The organism is Fusobacterium mortiferum ATCC 9817 (genome assembly GCF_000158195.2).
In the GTDB taxonomy this organism is placed as follows: Bacteria; Fusobacteriota; Fusobacteriia; order Fusobacteriales; family Fusobacteriaceae; genus Fusobacterium_A; species Fusobacterium_A mortiferum.
In genome coordinates this window covers 511,843-528,741 of sequence record NZ_GL987994.1, presented here as the reverse complement: position 1 = coordinate 528,741, position 16,899 = coordinate 511,843, and the positions used below count along the sequence as shown (strand labels likewise).

Genomic DNA, 16,899 nt, shown 5'->3' with positions numbered 1-16,899 from the left:
CCTAAATTTATACCAAAATATTAATATTCAATTACCTCATATTTTCCATCTTTATAAACCAATGGTTTACATCTATTAGTTTTCAGAGCTTCTATCAACTCTTTTACATTTTTTACTGGATATGGTAACAGTGTTGCAAATACTCCAACCTTACTTTGAATATGAGCATCACTAGAACCTATTACCTGTATCCCTAATTTCTTTCCAATTTGAGCTGCCATATCATTGTGTATATCTTGTGTACTTCCATTGTACCCTTCTATCGCTGTAAGTCCCTTAACAATATTTAATTTCTCTTTTAATCCTCTGTTGTTAGTTCTAAATGGATGTGCTGCTGTACAAGTTCCTCCCTGTTTATTCACATAATCTATAAACTCTTGAGCTGTCATCTGCTCTTCAGGTAACTTATCTATTCCAAATGCCACTATATCTCCATCTTTAGTTAAATACTCAACACCTGGAAATATTGGAAAGTTATATTTTTTTACTAACTCCTCTATCTCTTCTTTTACTTCAACACTCTCATGATTAGTTAGAGCTATCCCATCTAATCCCTTTCTTCTCGCCTCTTCAATTATCTCAGCTATTGAAACATGACTATCACTTGAATATTTACTATCATGTAAATGTAAATCTACCTTCAATTCTCCTCCCGATAACTAATAAGTTTTCGCTTCTATACTTAAATTCTTAATATTTGTAGTATTATAATTTTTAATAATATATATGCTTAACTTATTTAATAACTTTTCTCTCTTATCCATAATTTTTTCTACACGCTGCCGAAACATTCTCATAATAAATACCTCCCAAATTTTTATTATATAACAGTTAAGCTTCCTTAACACTATTGAATATTATACCATATTTTTTAAATTTTATCTCTTTTATCTAAAAAATTATAGAATAATTTTCCTATATTTTTTAATATATAAAAAAGCTGAATAGTATTCAACCAATACTTTATTCAGCTTCATTCCCACATATTATTTTTATTATAAAAAAATAAAATTTTAATTAATAAATTTCTATATTTTTTATTTTTCCATTCTTATAATATTTTACCCATAATCTCTCTCTCTTTTTCCTTCTTCATATTTACCTCTTTCTATTAATTTATCATATGAATAAATTAAATATCTTCCATCTAATTTCTTACCACAATATTTTTTTAAAATTTTCTTCATATGTTATTCCTTAGATTTTATTTTTAATTTTTTATCTCCTTCACTAGTATTAATATTTCTAAGGTTATTTTCTTTCTTCAACTCTTTAATATTTGTTCTATATATTTTTTTTAAATAAATATTTATTCTTTTAGTATCTTTTAAATTATATTCTCTAATTATATCTTTTAAAGCTATATTTTTACTTAAATAAATTTCTATTATTTTTTCCAACTTCAGTTTAAAAATATATTTCTCTAAAGTCAATTTTTGAGAAATATAAATCAGCTCCTCTAGTTTCTTCTTTTCTATTTTTAAACTTTCAAAAATTTTTTTCTCTATATCTTCAGGTAATAATTTTATATTAGTTTCTATAATTTTAAAAACTTTTTGATATTTATTTTTTTCTAAAATATTAAAATATTTGAGAGTTTCTTCACTCAAAAAATTATGAATTTTAAAAAATTTAACTATAACTTCTATTGGATAACAAGGATTTTCCAATAAGTACTCTTCTTTCAAATTACGAATTAATTCAGCACAGTAATTATCAAGGTTAGTATGTATAGTTTTTTCTATTTTAAAAATTCCCATTTCTTTTAAAAAACTCTCTTTTAATGTGATTATAATCATTTTATAGTTATTAGATAATATTTTTATCCCTTTTAAAACATTTTCTACCTTGCTTATTATATATTGTTTTTCTTTCAATATTCTCTCATTATAAAAATAAATTTTTCCTTCTAACAATATCATTATTACAGCTTCTCGTTCATCTAAAATATTATCTAATTGAAGATTATTCTCTACTTTAATTACATTAAAAAAATTATTTGAATATATAATTTTAGTTATTTCCTGCATATACTTTCCTCTATCTTTCTAAATTCATCTACCTTATATCCATAATAATCTAAAAATTTTTTTAAATACAATACTTTAGAAAATCCTATATTTTTTGCTATTTCATCTATACTTTTGTCATTTCTACTCAACTCATAACAACTTTTACTCAATTTTTTCTCTATAATATATTTTTTAGGAGTTTCATTAAAAATTATTTTAAATATTTTATAATAAGTGGGAATTGATATTTTCAAATCGCTGCATATTCTTTCTACTATATCTTTTATTTTTTTATCAATATTATTATCTATCATGTCAATTATTCTATTTTTATATTTTAGATATGGAAGTTCCTCTATTTCTATTTCTTTATCTATTATTAATTTTAAAATACTAAATATTGAAAAAAATACTTGAATATCACATAACTTTTCTTCAAATTTTCTCCACTTAAAAAATCCAAAAATTTCTTTTGTTTGTACTCTAAATTTTTTACTATCTTGTTGAAATATATCTATTCCTAGTTCTTTAAAAAAATTTTTCTTTATAAGATATATTGTTCCAAAATAATTTTCAGTTATATTTTTTATCTTTTCTAGTTCTAAACTATTTTTTAGAAAAATTCCTTCTTCATTAAACAAAATAATATTATTTATTGAAACTATTCCATTTATATTTATATAAAATACTATATCATCTTTTGTAAAATATTTTTTTATTTCTTGAAAGAAAATTAGAGTTACTTTAAATACTTTTATTCCACCTTTATTATATAATATTATTTTATTATCTATATTTTTTCTCTCCATTTTCCTATCTCCTTTTTAATAGTTATAATAAATATATCTTTTTATTTGTAACAATATAGTTATTTTGTATAAATTTAATTTTTTCATTTTTAATAGTTAATATAATTTCTCCTTTTTTATCATATAAAAGAATTTTATCATTTTCTTTAAAAATTATTTTATCATTATCAAAAATATCAATCTCTCCAATATTAGTTGATAATATCTCTTTTTTATCTTCTAATTCTATTACCTTAATACTATTCTTATCCAATAAAATAGCAAAATACTTATTAAAATTTATTATTGCTTCATAATTTGCTTCAATAACTTCTTTACCTTTTTTATCTATTAATCCACATTTATATCCATCTTCTAAAATTAAGTTCCCATTATTATCCTTTTTATAAAAAGAACTTTTTTCCTCTACACCATAATATCCTTGATAAAAAGGTGTAATTCTTGTATAATTCAAAGGAATAACTATTTCTCCATCTAAATTAATAACACCAAAATTATTATTTTTTTCTACAATAATACTATTAATAGTATTTATAAAAATTGATGAATATCCTTGTAATAAAGGATTACTTTCCCCTATTTTTTTTAATTGTTTAGTATTTCCATAATTTACTACCATATATTCCTCAAAAATTTGTTCTATATCTTCATGGTATAAAATAAGTTTATCATAGATTAAAAAACACTCTTTATCCTTCTGTAATAAGAGAACTTTATCATTTATTTTAAAAATATTCTTTCCTTCATATGTTGTTAATAAATTTAATTCCTCATTATAAACATCTATCTTTTCATTTTCAATAATAAAAAATTTATTATTGTAAAATTTTATATCTTTATTTTTTCCATACGATGCTATTTTTTTATTACCTATATTAATTAAAAATATTTCTTTATCTTTTATCCCTTTATAATAATTGTTATTTAATTTAGTTAAAACATCATATTCAAATTCTAATATTATTTCATTTCTACTATTAATTAGACCAAATTTTCTATTTTTTTCAACAATTACATTATCAGAATTATTTTCGAGGATAAGATTGTCAAAAAGAGGAGCTATTAGAATTTTTCCTCTATTTGACATTACTCCAAACTTCCCATTATATTCAATTTTAAAAAAATCATTTGATAATGCTACGATATTATATTGACTATCATAATCACACTCTATAAATTGCTTTGCATGATAAGTCTTTAAATAAAATATCGCTATTATTATAATAAAAATAATATATTTTTTTTTCATTTTTACTCCCTTATAGATACTGTTACTTGTACTGTACCTTTGTATATACCTAGATTTGTATCTTTAGGGATATCTAATTCCCCACCTAGTATATATTTATAATTATTTTCTAGTGTGCTCTCAGTTATTTCCTCTAATTTTTCCTCTTCTATTTTTGCCTTTAACTCAGGTAAGCTAGCACTATTCTCCTTTATTAAAGAAACTTCTTTAGTATCAAGCACTATGTTCAAATTGGTACTTGAAATTGACTTTGCTGTACTTATAAATACTGTTCCCTTTGCCTTATAACCATTTAACCCCACTATTCCTTGTCCAAAATCCATATTTTCAATTTTATCTATCCTAAGAAAACTCTCTGGAAATTTTACTTTAAATTTATACACAGCTTTTATTGTATCATCTGCTCCTTTAATAACTAATCTAAATCTAGATTCTTTTGAATTTCCCAACATAATTTTAGTAAATGAAAGTTTTAATTTATTATTCTCATTCTTATCAAATCCTATTTTCATCTTATTTCCATTTGGAAAAGCAACCTCTACAAAACTATTATCATTAGAATAAAAAGCTGTTTCTCTATTAGTTCTAGATGAAGCAATTTGAACTTGTGCTTTATCTCCAGATTGAATTTTTAACATTCCATGCCCAGTAATCTCTTCTAAACTAATACCAGTTACACTATTTTCTAAACTCAATCCTTCATTAAAAGGATTACTTGCAGTTTTAAAAATTATCTTCTCACCCAATGTATAATCAGAGGTTACATTGATAGTTGCTTGTCCTTCTATTCGTTGACTTCCTATTTTTATCTCTTTTATCAACTCTTTGAAAAATCCTGTTCTTCCAATTCTAAGCAGATAATTATTATCATCAAATATATTTCCTTCTTTATGAGAAGATTGAATAATATAATTCTTATTACTTGGTAAATTATCAGGAACCTCTACATATATATCAGCTTCTTGAGCTTTTCCTACAATACTTGATATCTCTCCACTACTAGTTTTCATAATAATTTTTGCTTTATAACTTGTTGGAGTAAGTGTTCCCTCCTCTAAAATATCTACCTCTAAAGATTGATTTTCTATTCTTAATCCTTGTGAATCATTTTCATCTTTAGTTATCTCAATATCATAGTTTTTAGTTCTTACTTTGCCTAATTTTACCTGTTTTTTTCCATTGACAGAATTTCCATTGGATAAATTAATACTTACACTTGCTAGTTTCCCTATTGTATCTGTATTTTCGTCATAATAAGTATATGGATCAAAATCTGGCAATTCAAAATTAAATTTAAAATATTGGTTTGTTTCTGGATAACTTTCTATATAGTGTTTTATTGATATTTCTCCAGAACTTGCCCTATAATTCCATTTATTTAAAGCCATATAAGTTTTTGTATCTTTTCCTTGAGAAATAGTTACTTTATTTCCATCACCTATATCTAAATTTTCCCAATATCCTCCACTTCCATTAGAAGTAATAAATCCTTTTATTATCCTTCCATCATTATCTAAAATTTCATAGTTATGTTTTCTTGTAGTATAATTATATTGTGCAATTTCTCCAGATAAATCAATAGTTTGATTATAATTATATCCATCTTTATTGGGATTTAAATAAGTTATATTTTGATTTAAAATACTAAAAAATTCACTTTTTAATAATGGTGTATTTTTCTTAAAGATAATTTTTGAGATTGAAGGCTCTACCTTATTTGTACGTATAGTTATACTAGAAACAATCTCTTTTTCAATTTCTCTCGCTGGAGTCCCATTTAAAGGAGCTTTATCTATATCTATTCCTACTTTTATTTTTTCTCCCATAAGAGTATAGGTTCTATTTCCACCATTAGCTACTAATTTTTGATATTCTGAAAAATCTATTTTTAAATAAACAGTTCCGCCATTTCCTCCACCAAAAGCTGAAGAAGTGTTATAGTTTTTCATTACCATTTTTTTACTACTATCATTATCTCTGCTAAAAGTTAACTCAACCTGAATTTCTGTTCCATTTTCTTTATCTTGTAGATAGACATCCCATGGTAATACTATATATGGGGGCTTTGAAGCATTATCTCTTAATACAACTATATCATCATAAGCATTAAAATATATTTCCCCTAAATTGATAGTTAAACTAGAATTTATTTCAAATTTATCACTAATATCAACATATCTTACAATTTCCTTTTCTAGAGAAGAATGAGAATTATCTATAAGTATCACAGGATTAAATTCAGGTACTACGATTTCATTCCCACTATAATAAACCCCATCTTTCCCAACTATGTTATATGTTCTTTTATATTTTTTTAATTCAATATCTTTAAATTGTAAAGTATAATAATCAAACCCATCTCTATTTGCTGAATATACTTCACCAAATCTAACTCCATCTTCATATAAATCATTGGTATAATTTCCATTAAAAATCCAATAAAATCTAGAGTTACTTTCTTTTTTTGTCACATAAAAACTCTCTCCATTTTTAAAATCAATTACTTTATTAACACCATTTTTTAAATTTATGCTTAGGTCTCTATTTTTTATTGGAAGTCCAACTATTTCACCACTCATATCTACACCAAAACTACTAAATCGTCCATCTGTTAAACAACCTGTAGTTTTTAATTCTATTTTTCTCTTGTTATTAGCATAAGTTAAATAACTTCCTTGGAATTCAAAATATTGTGTTGTTCCACTACCAGATTTTGGATTTATCCAACTCTCATATACTTTTACATAACTACTACTTACTTTAGCATTTATCTTCTTATAATAAGTTTCCTCATTAAATCCCTGAAAATATGATTCAATCTCATTCCAATAATCTTGTAATAAATATTGTCCTGCCCTCTCTCCCCAAGTCTTAACTACTGTTATTGAATTAGAAGATGTAGGAGTTTTGATATTATAATCCAATCTATCACATATTAAATTTGAAACTACAACTCCTTCATTTATAGGAATATGGTAATAATAATCTCCCACACTATAATCATAACTTGGACTTATCTCTCTAAAATTATATACTCTACTATATGCTGTTAAAACAGAAAAATAACTATCAAATTTTTTGTTATTTATAAACATCTCTACTGTTATTTCTTGACGTATAGTTCCATCAGAAGCTTTATGTACTATCTTAAATTTTACATATCCATCAGTTGTTCCATTCTTTCTCAATGTAAATTCCAACTTTGAACTATCACTCCAGATTCTAGTTTTTAGATTATATCCTGGTATACTACATTCAGCATATTCATTTCTATATCTATAAAAACTTCCTTTACTGTTTTGAATATTTGAAATTGAAGTACTTCCTGCTCCGCCAATATTTTGGAGTTCTATATAATCACTATCTTCATAGTCATAAACTAATGGACTTCCCTGTATATCAAAAACTGTATTAAGTCCATTTTGTTCAGTAGCAGATTCAGGAAAAATAAACTCTCCATTTTTTCTTATTTCAATATTTCCACTACTGTTGTTATTTGGATTTATAATTAAATTTGTTAAGCTTCCCATCTCTTCTCCAAACAACCACAGCTTAACTGAAACACTATTCCCTCTAGGTGCGGAGTAATCTCTATAATTCGCTCTATATATTTTCTCTAAATTAAAATTTTTATCTGTAACTGCCAAATATGTATTTTTAGGTAACTCTTTATAGTCTATCTCTAATTTTGTTCTCTTTTCTCCAGTTGTTATATCATATCTTGTAGTTCTTAGATTATTATTAACTCTCATTCTATTTATATTTCTTCTGCCTAAGCTAGTATTAGGATTGGGAATATCCTCTATATTTTCAACTGGATAAACATTCTTTCCCTCTATTCCCTTTAAAGTTAAAAGTAGTTTCTTTCTGTTTTTATCTACTTCAACTGGAATCTCTTCTGTTTTTAATTTTGTTACTGTTATATTAAGTTCAGCTTTATCTTTATATTTTTTTAGAGTCTCTATGGTAGTAACATCTTTTTTAGGATTTTCAGTAATAATACTATGTGGTATCTCTCTTTCTACCGCCAATATATTTATAAAAAAAATCATAAAATATAATAAAAGCTTTATTCTTCTTTTTAAATATTTAATCATTATTCTCTCCAAAACTTACTTTAATACTATCTTTTGACCAGGATATATATCGGTTACACTTTCTAAACTATTTAATCTCAATATTTGTTTCCAATCTAGTTCATATTCTAAAGCTATTGAAATAATATTTTCTCCTCTTTGAACTATATGATATTTTGGAATTTTTTCAATATCTATACTCTTCTTTTTTTCTAAATAGATTTTTTGTTTTGGATAAATTAAATTAGGATTTTTTAACTCATTTATCTGTACTAATTTTGCTGGTCTTTTTTGATAATCTTTAGCTATTTTATTTAAGTATTCTCCTTTTCTTACTTTATGATAAGGGTACTCTTCAAAATCATTTTTTATCTCTTTTTTCTCCACACCAACAATATTAACCAAAACTAAATTTTCATCTATCTTTTCTACTTCAAATCTTAAATTTTCTACACTTAAAGTTTTAAAACTAATAATTACATAAAATATTAAAATTAACTTCTTCATTTTTCCCCTTTAATTTATAAGCCTTCCATACTGTGAAACAATAATAGGAACATACCCTATATACTCTCCCTCTATTATTTCTGCTTCTTCTCCATTATCAATATCTCTTTTATTTAAAACTGCATATATCCTCACATACTCAACTTCTTTTGTTACTATAAAATCATTATTTTTTGTTTCTAATCTATACTCTTTTATTTTTAACCACTTTTTTCTATTAGTTATCAATCCTTTTTAGGAAAATAAAATTTTAATTTTTCCCTTTATCCTCTTTTAAATTATCTGTAGCTATCTCTAATACTCCTTCTCCTATAACTTCTTCACTACTTATAGTATTTGTTATTACCTCTTTAAATCTAATTGGTTCAAAAATTTTTATTCCAATTTCTGAAAGAGCTATTAGAGAGTTTAACATAAATAATAAAGTAATCCCTATTTTCCTCATCTTTACTCCTTTATCTCTATTGTCATATATACTTTTTTCTTAAAAGTACCTTCCTTTGAAATATTTTCTCCATCTATATATAAAATATTATCTGTTTTTATCTTTGTATTGATAAATGGAGAGGAGTAGATAAACGTATCTGTTTTTCCATCTTGATCTATATCTATTTCAGTCTCACTATAGCATAATTTATAATAATCTTTCTTCTCTGGAACCTTATTAAACTCCACTTCAAAAGGTATCTTTAATTTTTGATTATCTAAGATAATTGCTTCTATATCAATATCAGATATAATCTCTAATGGAACAAAAACATTTACTCTACTCTCTAAATATACTGTGGTATTTTTCTCTAATTCTCTCTTTCCTATAATATTTCCTTGTAAGTCAACTTCTGTTAAATCATCAGTTGGAAGTTGAGGAATTTTCATTCCGTCTTCTAATTCTAAATATGGTGGATATACTTCTATTTTATCTTCAGAAAAACTGAAAATAAAATTAAAAAAAATAATGATAATTAAAATAACTCTCCTACTCAACTTCATATTCTCCTTTTTTATTTAAGCTTATTGCATTTTCTAATAAATTAACAACAAACATATTTCCATCTGTCTTATCAAAATAACTCAACTGTATTATCTCTTCATATTTTTCAAAGTTTTTATCTATTCCAGTATAAATAATTTCTAAATAATATTTTTTTGGAAGTAATCCACTTATTTCAAAAATTCCTGTTTCATCAGGAATAGCCATATCTAAAACTTTTCCTGAAATATCCTTTACCTTTATTAAAATTTCTTCAAACATAGCTATTTTTTCATTTAAAGTTTTATTTAAACTACTATCAACATTGACTATTCCTGTTAGAGTTAATAAAGGCTTTACTGGAATATAGGCTACTAGTGTAGATGAAGTTGTTCCTCTTATTTTTATTTTATTATTTCCTAAAACAAATGATGGTTTCCTTATAGTAGGATTTAAGTCATACACAATATGATTTGGTATCCCATATAACATACCTTCTCCTCTTTTATCTGTTAAAACTTCTTTACCCCCAACTTTTACTTTAACATTATCTATTCTTGGCTCATCTTCATCACAGATATTATTATCATTCAAATCTATAAATGTAATAATTTTTACTCTACAACTATCTAGTGTCTCTACCTTTTCTAAAGGATGTTTTAAATCAAATATTTTATCTACCCCTACTTTATGTTTTTGATTTCCTAATTTATCAAAATTTCCTTCATAAGTAAACCAATCATTAAGTTTCATATTAAACCTAAAAGTAAAAGCCTCTTTTGTTTTTTCAGAGTACCTAGCCTCAAAAGTATAATCAAATGTCTTATTAGTATTTGAAAATAAAGTTAGTCCTACTTCATAATCTTTTCCATCATTTGTCCAGCTATTTTCCAATCTTACAGAGTGATTTCTAAATCCATTGTAATAAACATTTAGATTATATTCAGATTTATCATTTATATATTTTTCATATTCAGCAGTCCACAACAGAGATTTAAAACTTTTCGAGTAACCTACTTTATATTTAGAATTATTTTTTTCAGAACCATCATAATAATATGTTTTATCATATTCATATCCTAATTCTAATGATTTAAAAGGTCTATACTCTACTGTATAATTTTCATCTCTCTTTTCTTCATAATATTTTTCTTTAAAGTCATTTTCAAATTTTAATCTTAATTTATTTATATCTATCTGTCCTTTAAAGTGTTTACTGTTTTTGTCTTTAGTATTTTTCTTTCTATCCTTATCATATATTTTTGTAAATACCCTTTTATCCTCATAGCTTAAAACATATGGATAGCTAAAAAAAGTATCATTATAAATAGCTTCTAAACTACCATTCTCAATATATTCATATCTAGTATTTAAATTTTCTATCTCTTTATCATATCCTAATCCAAAAGTTAAATTGTCAGTCAATCCATAATAAATTTTTGAATTTGCTCTAACCTTTTTACTCTCATCATCTTCTCTTAAATTTATATTGTATTCAAACTGCCCCTTATTTTGTTGATTGTAATCACTAGTTGTACTTATCTTCTTTAGAATAATATTCCCTGAAGGTTCGTAAATTTTTAATGTGTATTCTCTATTACTCTTTATTTCTGAATTTTTAAATTCTACACTTCCATTTTTTTCATCTTGTACATCAATAGCAAATCCTAAATATAGTAATTCTACCCTACTTCCTATTGGAACATTTTCTCTTATAATATATGTTTTATCTGATGTAATAATATACCCTTTATCTTTTTTAAAATTTACTCCCCACTCTCTTGCTGCTTCACTACCTACACTATAATTTCCTACTTCTAAAGTATGTTTTTCCCAAATCTCATTATATTTTAAAGTTATATCTTGAAACTTCTTTTCTTTTAAATCATAATTTGCTGTCAATTGTCCATATAAAAAAGCTCCTTGATATTCTAAATTTCCTTCCCAATCTTTCTTTTTAGTATCATCATCTTTAGAAACTTCATAAGTTTGCAAAAATTGTGTTCTCAAATATCCCAACTCAAATAATTCAGGTGTATTTGTATATTGTAAAGTTTTCTTATTTTTATCTTCCTCTAATTTTTCCTTAGTTCTGTCTGTTCTTATTTTTATCTCTTCAGGAGTTGGAAAATTTAAATACATACCTACAATATAATTATTATTATCAATTCTTAAATTACTTAAAAATATCTCTTTAAATAAATCTTCAGCTAAATATAACTCCCCATCTTTAGAGATAATATCATCTTTTTCTATTTTTTTAGTTCTCTCTTTATCAACTTTTAATTCCTCTTTTGTTAATATAATCTCCTTTAAATTTTCTCCCAAGTATATTTTTAATTCATTCTCATCTGAAAAACTATAATTTTGAAAATTTATATTTTCAAAAAAACTCTTTAATGGAAAATATAATTTCCCATTTTTTACAAAAACTTTATAAATCTTTGCTTTACTCTCTCCATTTATTTTAAGTCCATAAATTCCTTCGGTTGTTTCTTGATTATTTTCTCCCATTAAAATATTATAGTCTTCTTGTGAGATAATATTATTTCTCAATAACTCTTCTAAATCCTCATAGTTAATATTACTTGAATAACAAAATATATAGTTTAAACAAAAAAGAAAAATAAATAAAAACTTATCTATTTTTTTCATTTAAATCTCCTTATTTTCTTTTCTAAAACATTATTCCCCTCTTGGTCTAATATGATAAGCTTTCCTTTTATTTTTTCAACTAAAAGCTTAACTTCTTTCTCCTCTTTAGAAAAAAGTCTAACTCTATCTAAATAAACTAACTCTTTTTCTTTGGAATCTAAACAATACATTTCAAAGTATTGCCTTATCTCTCCAGTATTTTTAAAAGATATTTTTAAACTCTTATCTTCCCTATAAATATTTGTTATCTCAATCTTTGGTTTTAAATCTCCCACATAACCAGCTAACTCTATTTTTAAATTAGTTAAAATATTTAACTCCTTATTTTTCAAAGGAACTTCAACTTCTTTGATACATAGATTAGTTGTATATTCCCCTTCTCTACTATCATTTGGAGCTGTTATTAAGACTTTAATTTTTTTACTCTCCCCTGGCTTTAATGTAAGTGTTTTAGGAAAAAATTCCACCCAATCACTCATATCATATTCTTTATTATTTTTTTCAATGTATATTCTATATTTAGTAATATTTTTACTTGAGTTTGAAAGTGTGTATTCCTTATATCCCCCCTCTCCATCTATTCTTTTATCAAAAGTTAATGGAGTAATATTAACATATGCCCATATTTTTATTGATAAAAATAAAAAAATTAAAATTCTAAACATCTCCATACCTTCCCTTTTATTTAAAATAGGGAGGAATCTCTTCCTCCTTATTTTAAAAATATTATTTTTAATCTACATTTTCTACTTTTGCTTCAAATGTTCCAGTTCCTACATATAACCCCTCTTTTATAGAAGAACCATTTAAAGCTGTAGCCTCTATTATAGATTGAACCTTTGTTTCTACTTCAGTTTCTGTTCCTACTAAAGTTATTTCTCCCTCTCTATATTTTAATTTAGATTTTAATTTTTCATCAGTAGTCATTCCATGTCCTACTAATACTAAGTCATTAGCTATCTTAACTACTGCTCCGGAAGAATCTTTAGCTTCAAAAGTTACCTTATATGCACTGCTTCCTCCAAAAGCTTCCCCATCATCTCTTTTTAATTTTACTGTTTTTTCTACTATAGAATCAGTTACAGCTCCACCTTTCACTAATTTTCCATGGTCAAATATAAGCTTATCTATTAACTTATTATTCTCATCCACTAATACCAATTTTCCAGATTTAGGTAATATCTCTACTCTTACCTCCATAGGTACTCCTACTCTTGCTGCTCCTTGACCACTAGCTGATGCTCCATTATCTCCTGGATTACTTACTCCAAAAGCTAGTGTTGATAGGATACTTACCCCCAATAACATTTTTTTCATTTTTTTTACTTCCTCCTTGATTTTTAATTTATTTATTATAACTTTACATTATAATCCTTATTTTCTGACAAACGAATACTTGGTTGTTATAATCATAAAAAGATATATACTCAGCTAATTTAGGAATCTCCTCTTCAAGAGTAAGTTCTCCATTATTTCCTAATCTTCCCTTTGGAATTACAGAGATTATACTTCCTACAGAATCTAAAAAACATACTCCTAATTCATAGCCTCTACCGTTTTTATTTTTTAGCTTAGCTGTATAGTATTTTTTGTTTTTTCCATCTTTTGTCTCTTTGGTAACTATTTTTTCATTACTAATCTCAAACTCATTTCCTACTTCTCCTACATATGCTTGCATTTCTAAATTAACTGCTGTTTTCATAGAAACTGCTGGAGTAAGTTTCCCACTCTCTCTTTTTTGTAAAAATGGAACAGGTACTCCCTCACTTCTAAGGATAAAACCATATAATCCCTTTTTTAAAGTAGGAGGAGTTTGTACATAAACCTTTATAACCCCAACACTTTTAGGCTTCACTGTTAAAATTTTAGGATAAACACTGACATACTGTGAAATGTTATTCTCTTTTCCATTATCCAAAATTGATATTTTATATCTTTGGACATCTAAAGTTGAATTTGTATATTGAAACTCTCCGTATCCTTCTCCTGTATCTAGTCTTTTATCAAATCCCATAGGAGTAAATTCAAAAGCAAAAGAATAGAAACTCAACAATATAAATAATAAAATTTTCAACTTAACTCCTCCCATAAAAAAAAGTGTTTTAGAACATTTTTGCTCTTAAACACTCCAATTATAACATTAATATTATCTTAAAAGTCTATTGCTACACTAGTTAGATAAAAATACAACATATCTTTTCCACTATTTAGACATCAATTTTATAAAAAAAATACATTTATTTTATAACTCTATATTATTTTCTTTTTTTATTTTTTTCCATCTATTTTCTATTTTTTTTAATTTTACTTTACTTAGATATAATATTTGTTGATTTTTAAATACAATACACTCTTCTTTAAAATCTAATATTTTTATAGATTCTAAATTTACCAAAGTTCCTCTATCTACTTTACAAAAAAAAGAAAATTTTTTTAATTTTTCTTCAACCTCAGAAAATTTTTTCTTTAACTCAAAACTTTCTAAATTATTCAAATAGAAAATTGTTTTTCTTGTTATACTTGAATAAACAATATATGCAATCTCCTTTAAAGAAAAGAAACCTCGCCTAAATTTTTCAAGTAAAAATATATTAGTTTCATTATTTTGTTCTAGTTTTGACATATAGCTTATTGGAAACATTTCATTTTTTTCCTGAGTTATTTTTGCAATTGAATTATGCATATTTATTATTCTCCACTCATCATTCTCTTTAAAAAAAACAGTTGTTAATCTAGTTGTTATTTTTTTCTCTTCCTCTTCAAAATAAATAATTGTTACTTCACAATAAGAAGAAATTAAATCTCCAAAATAATCTTCGACATAATCATTTATATAAAAACTCATCTTTCCTTTTAAATTTTCTATTTGATTCCTTATACTTAATAGAAATTCACTTTTATTCTTAGCTATTTCAAATTGACTAGTTCCTACACTTTTAAAACTTTCAGAAAATAATTTTTCAACTTCATCTAAATTATTTTCTATTAAATAATTAAAAAAAACTTTTTTAGTATTTTTTCTCCAATATTCATCTTTTATTCTCTCCTAAAAAATATTTTATTCTATATTTTTATAACTATAAAATTAATATTATTAACATTATATGCACTTTCTTTTATTAATGTCAATTAAAATAACTTTTTTTCAGAAAAATTATATTTTTTTTAAATTTTTAAAGATGAATATTTTTGCAGATAGTAAAAAAATAAAGGGGCTTTACAAATTTTTTAATTGTAATAACCCCTTTATAATCTATCTATATAATACTCCAATATCTTTTCTAAAGTATTTCTTTTCGAAGTTTACTTTCTCAGCATCAGAGTAAGCTTTTGCTCTAGCTTCTTCAAGGTTATCCCCAATAGCTACTACATTGATTACCCTTCCACCATTAGTAAGAAGTTTTCCATTTTCTAGTTTAGCACCAGCTACGAATACCATATTATCTACACTATCCATACCTGTTATCTCATAACCTTTGTTATATTTTTCTGGATATCCACCAGAAGCAAGAACTACACAACAAGCTGATTTATTACTCCATTTTACATCTATCTCAGAAAGTTTTCTATCTATTCCACTCTCTAATAGGTTTATAAAATCTGATTCAAGTAGTGGTAATACAACTTGAGTTTCTGGGTCTCCCAATCTCATATTGTACTCAAGAAGATAAACTCCCTTAGCAGTTATCATTAGCCCAAAGAATATAAATCCAGCAAAATCCATTCCCTCTGCTTTTATTCCCTCAAGAGTAGGATTCATTATCTCAGTTATAAATTTATCATATACCTCTTTAGTTACATAAGGGTTAGGAGCTATTGTTCCCATTCCTCCTGTATTTAATCCTGTTTCTTTCTCTCCAATTTTCTTATGGTCTTTAGCAGAGATAAAAGGCAGGATAATCTTTGAGTCAGTTACTGACAAGATTGAAGCCTCTACTCCATCTAAGAACTCCTCTACTACAATTTGCTCTCCAGCACTGCTGAATACTTTATCTATCATTATCTCATCTACAGCTTTTAGAGCCTCTTCAAGATTTTGGCAGATAAGTACCCCTTTACCAGCAGCAAGTCCACTAGCTTTTACCACTAGAGGAAACTCACAAGTTTTTATATATTCCTTAGCCTTGTCAGCTTCATTAAATACTTCATAAGCAGCTGTTTTTACTCCATACTTTTTCATAAAATCTTTAGCAAAAGCTTTTGACCCTTCAAGTAGAGCAGCTTTCTTATCTGGTCCAAAGATTTTTAATCCTTCAGCTTGGAATTTATCTACAATACCATCTACTAGAAGCTCCTCACTTCCAACGATAGTTAAATCTATTTTATTCTCTTTAGCAAAGGCAAGAATTTCATCTACTCCTTTTAGATTTACATTCTCTCCTTTTTCAAGTAACTCTGTTCCACCATTTCCTGGAGCACAATATACTTTTTCTACTTTTTCATTTTGGCTTACTTTCCAGCAGATAGTATGCTCTCTTCCACCGCTTCCAACTACTAATATTTTCATTCTCTCTTCTCCTTTAAAAAATTAATAGTAGCTACTTTCAACTACAAACTTTAATCAAGAAAACTCAAAGAATTGCGTAAATTACGGAGAAAAGTTAGATTAACTCAGCGAAAT

At 25.3% G+C, this 16,899-nt stretch carries 16 protein-coding genes; all 16 read right to left on the bottom strand.

All coding sequences use genetic code 11. The features are described from left to right. Window positions 1-20: 20 nt before the first annotated feature. Complete coding sequence (locus FMAG_RS12105) at window positions 21-644, bottom strand: PHP domain-containing protein (protein ID WP_005887070.1); 624 nt, start codon at window positions 642-644, stop codon at window positions 21-23. Between the two features lie 417 nt (window positions 645-1,061). After that, window positions 1,062-1,187 carry a hypothetical protein gene (locus FMAG_RS14170; RefSeq protein WP_005887068.1) on the bottom strand — a complete coding sequence of 42 codons (126 nt, stop codon included), beginning with the start codon at window positions 1,185-1,187 and terminating at the stop codon, window positions 1,062-1,064. A gap of 3 nt (window positions 1,188-1,190) precedes the next feature. Beyond that, complete coding sequence (locus tag FMAG_RS12100) at window positions 1,191-2,030, bottom strand: hypothetical protein (RefSeq protein WP_005887067.1); 840 nt, start codon at window positions 2,028-2,030, stop codon at window positions 1,191-1,193. Further along, on the bottom strand, window positions 2,018-2,821 hold the full coding sequence (locus tag FMAG_RS12095; RefSeq protein ID WP_005887066.1) for a helix-turn-helix domain-containing protein: 804 nt from the start codon (window positions 2,819-2,821) through the stop codon (window positions 2,018-2,020). Before FMAG_RS12095 ends, FMAG_RS12100 begins: the two co-directional genes overlap by 13 nt. Before the next feature lie 22 nt (window positions 2,822-2,843). Continuing rightward, on the bottom strand, window positions 2,844-4,070 hold the full coding sequence (locus FMAG_RS12090; protein ID WP_005887065.1) for a WG repeat-containing protein: 1,227 nt from the start codon (window positions 4,068-4,070) through the stop codon (window positions 2,844-2,846). 2 nt (window positions 4,071-4,072) lie between these two features. Continuing rightward, window positions 4,073-8,167: a hypothetical protein gene (locus FMAG_RS12085; RefSeq protein WP_005887063.1), complete on the bottom strand. Its 4,095-nt coding sequence runs from the start codon at window positions 8,165-8,167 to the stop codon at window positions 4,073-4,075. Between the two features lie 15 nt (window positions 8,168-8,182). After that, entirely contained in the window at window positions 8,183-8,653 is a 471-nt protein-coding gene (locus tag FMAG_RS12080) for a LysM peptidoglycan-binding domain-containing protein (protein WP_005887061.1), read from the bottom strand. A gap of 9 nt (window positions 8,654-8,662) precedes the next feature. Then, entirely contained in the window at window positions 8,663-8,881 is a 219-nt protein-coding gene (locus FMAG_RS12075; protein WP_040494142.1) for a hypothetical protein, read from the bottom strand. A 22-nt stretch (window positions 8,882-8,903) separates the two neighbouring features. Continuing rightward, complete coding sequence (locus FMAG_RS12070) at window positions 8,904-9,098, bottom strand: hypothetical protein (RefSeq protein WP_040494140.1); 195 nt, start codon at window positions 9,096-9,098, stop codon at window positions 8,904-8,906. Window positions 9,099-9,100: 2 nt separating this feature from the next. Further along, window positions 9,101-9,637 carry a hypothetical protein gene (locus FMAG_RS12065; protein WP_005887059.1) on the bottom strand — a complete coding sequence of 179 codons (537 nt, stop codon included), beginning with the start codon at window positions 9,635-9,637 and terminating at the stop codon, window positions 9,101-9,103. Continuing rightward, window positions 9,630-12,278 carry a hypothetical protein gene (locus FMAG_RS12060; RefSeq protein WP_005887057.1) on the bottom strand — a complete coding sequence of 883 codons (2,649 nt, stop codon included), beginning with the start codon at window positions 12,276-12,278 and terminating at the stop codon, window positions 9,630-9,632. The genes FMAG_RS12065 and FMAG_RS12060 overlap by 8 nt, the downstream gene beginning before the upstream one ends. Beyond that, window positions 12,275-12,943, bottom strand: a complete 669-nt coding sequence (locus FMAG_RS12055; protein ID WP_005887056.1) for a COG1470 family protein — start codon at window positions 12,941-12,943, stop codon at window positions 12,275-12,277. Before FMAG_RS12055 ends, FMAG_RS12060 begins: the two co-directional genes overlap by 4 nt. A 67-nt stretch (window positions 12,944-13,010) precedes the next feature. Further along, complete coding sequence (locus FMAG_RS12050; protein WP_005887055.1) at window positions 13,011-13,595, bottom strand: hypothetical protein; 585 nt, start codon at window positions 13,593-13,595, stop codon at window positions 13,011-13,013. A 43-nt stretch (window positions 13,596-13,638) separates the two neighbouring features. Then, a complete protein-coding gene (locus tag FMAG_RS12045) occupies window positions 13,639-14,352 on the bottom strand; it encodes a hypothetical protein (RefSeq protein WP_005887054.1) in 714 nt (237 codons plus the stop codon). A gap of 168 nt (window positions 14,353-14,520) precedes the next feature. Continuing rightward, on the bottom strand, window positions 14,521-15,264 hold the full coding sequence (locus FMAG_RS12040) for a LytTR family transcriptional regulator (RefSeq protein WP_261660874.1): 744 nt from the start codon (window positions 15,262-15,264) through the stop codon (window positions 14,521-14,523). A gap of 267 nt (window positions 15,265-15,531) precedes the next feature. Then, complete coding sequence (gene purD, locus FMAG_RS12035; protein ID WP_005887052.1) at window positions 15,532-16,785, bottom strand: phosphoribosylamine--glycine ligase; 1,254 nt, start codon at window positions 16,783-16,785, stop codon at window positions 15,532-15,534. Between the last annotated feature and the right edge of the window lie 114 nt (window positions 16,786-16,899).

What these genes read in the sequence shown, in the direction of transcription:
- FMAG_RS12085 (WP_005887063.1), bottom strand. Translation starts at nt 8,167, where the DNA reads ATGATTAAATATTTAAAAAGAAGAATAAAGCTTTTATTATATTTTATG.
- FMAG_RS12070 (WP_040494140.1), bottom strand. Translation starts at nt 9,098, where the DNA reads ATGAGGAAAATAGGGATTACTTTATTATTTATGTTAAACTCTCTAATA.
- FMAG_RS12080 (WP_005887061.1), bottom strand. Translation starts at nt 8,653, where the DNA reads ATGAAGAAGTTAATTTTAATATTTTATGTAATTATTAGTTTTAAAACT.
- FMAG_RS14170 (WP_005887068.1), bottom strand. Translation starts at nt 1,187, where the DNA reads ATGAAGAAAATTTTAAAAAAATATTGTGGTAAGAAATTAGATGGAAGA.
- purD (WP_005887052.1), bottom strand. Translation starts at nt 16,785, where the DNA reads ATGAAAATATTAGTAGTTGGAAGCGGTGGAAGAGAGCATACTATCTGC.
- FMAG_RS12060 (WP_005887057.1), bottom strand. Translation starts at nt 12,278, where the DNA reads ATGAAAAAAATAGATAAGTTTTTATTTATTTTTCTTTTTTGTTTAAAC.
- FMAG_RS12090 (WP_005887065.1), bottom strand. Translation starts at nt 4,070, where the DNA reads ATGAAAAAAAAATATATTATTTTTATTATAATAATAGCGATATTTTAT.
- FMAG_RS12055 (WP_005887056.1), bottom strand. Translation starts at nt 12,943, where the DNA reads ATGTTTAGAATTTTAATTTTTTTATTTTTATCAATAAAAATATGGGCA.
- FMAG_RS12100 (WP_005887067.1), bottom strand. Translation starts at nt 2,030, where the DNA reads ATGCAGGAAATAACTAAAATTATATATTCAAATAATTTTTTTAATGTA.
- FMAG_RS12095 (WP_005887066.1), bottom strand. Translation starts at nt 2,821, where the DNA reads ATGGAGAGAAAAAATATAGATAATAAAATAATATTATATAATAAAGGT.
- FMAG_RS12050 (WP_005887055.1), bottom strand. Translation starts at nt 13,595, where the DNA reads ATGAAAAAAATGTTATTGGGGGTAAGTATCCTATCAACACTAGCTTTT.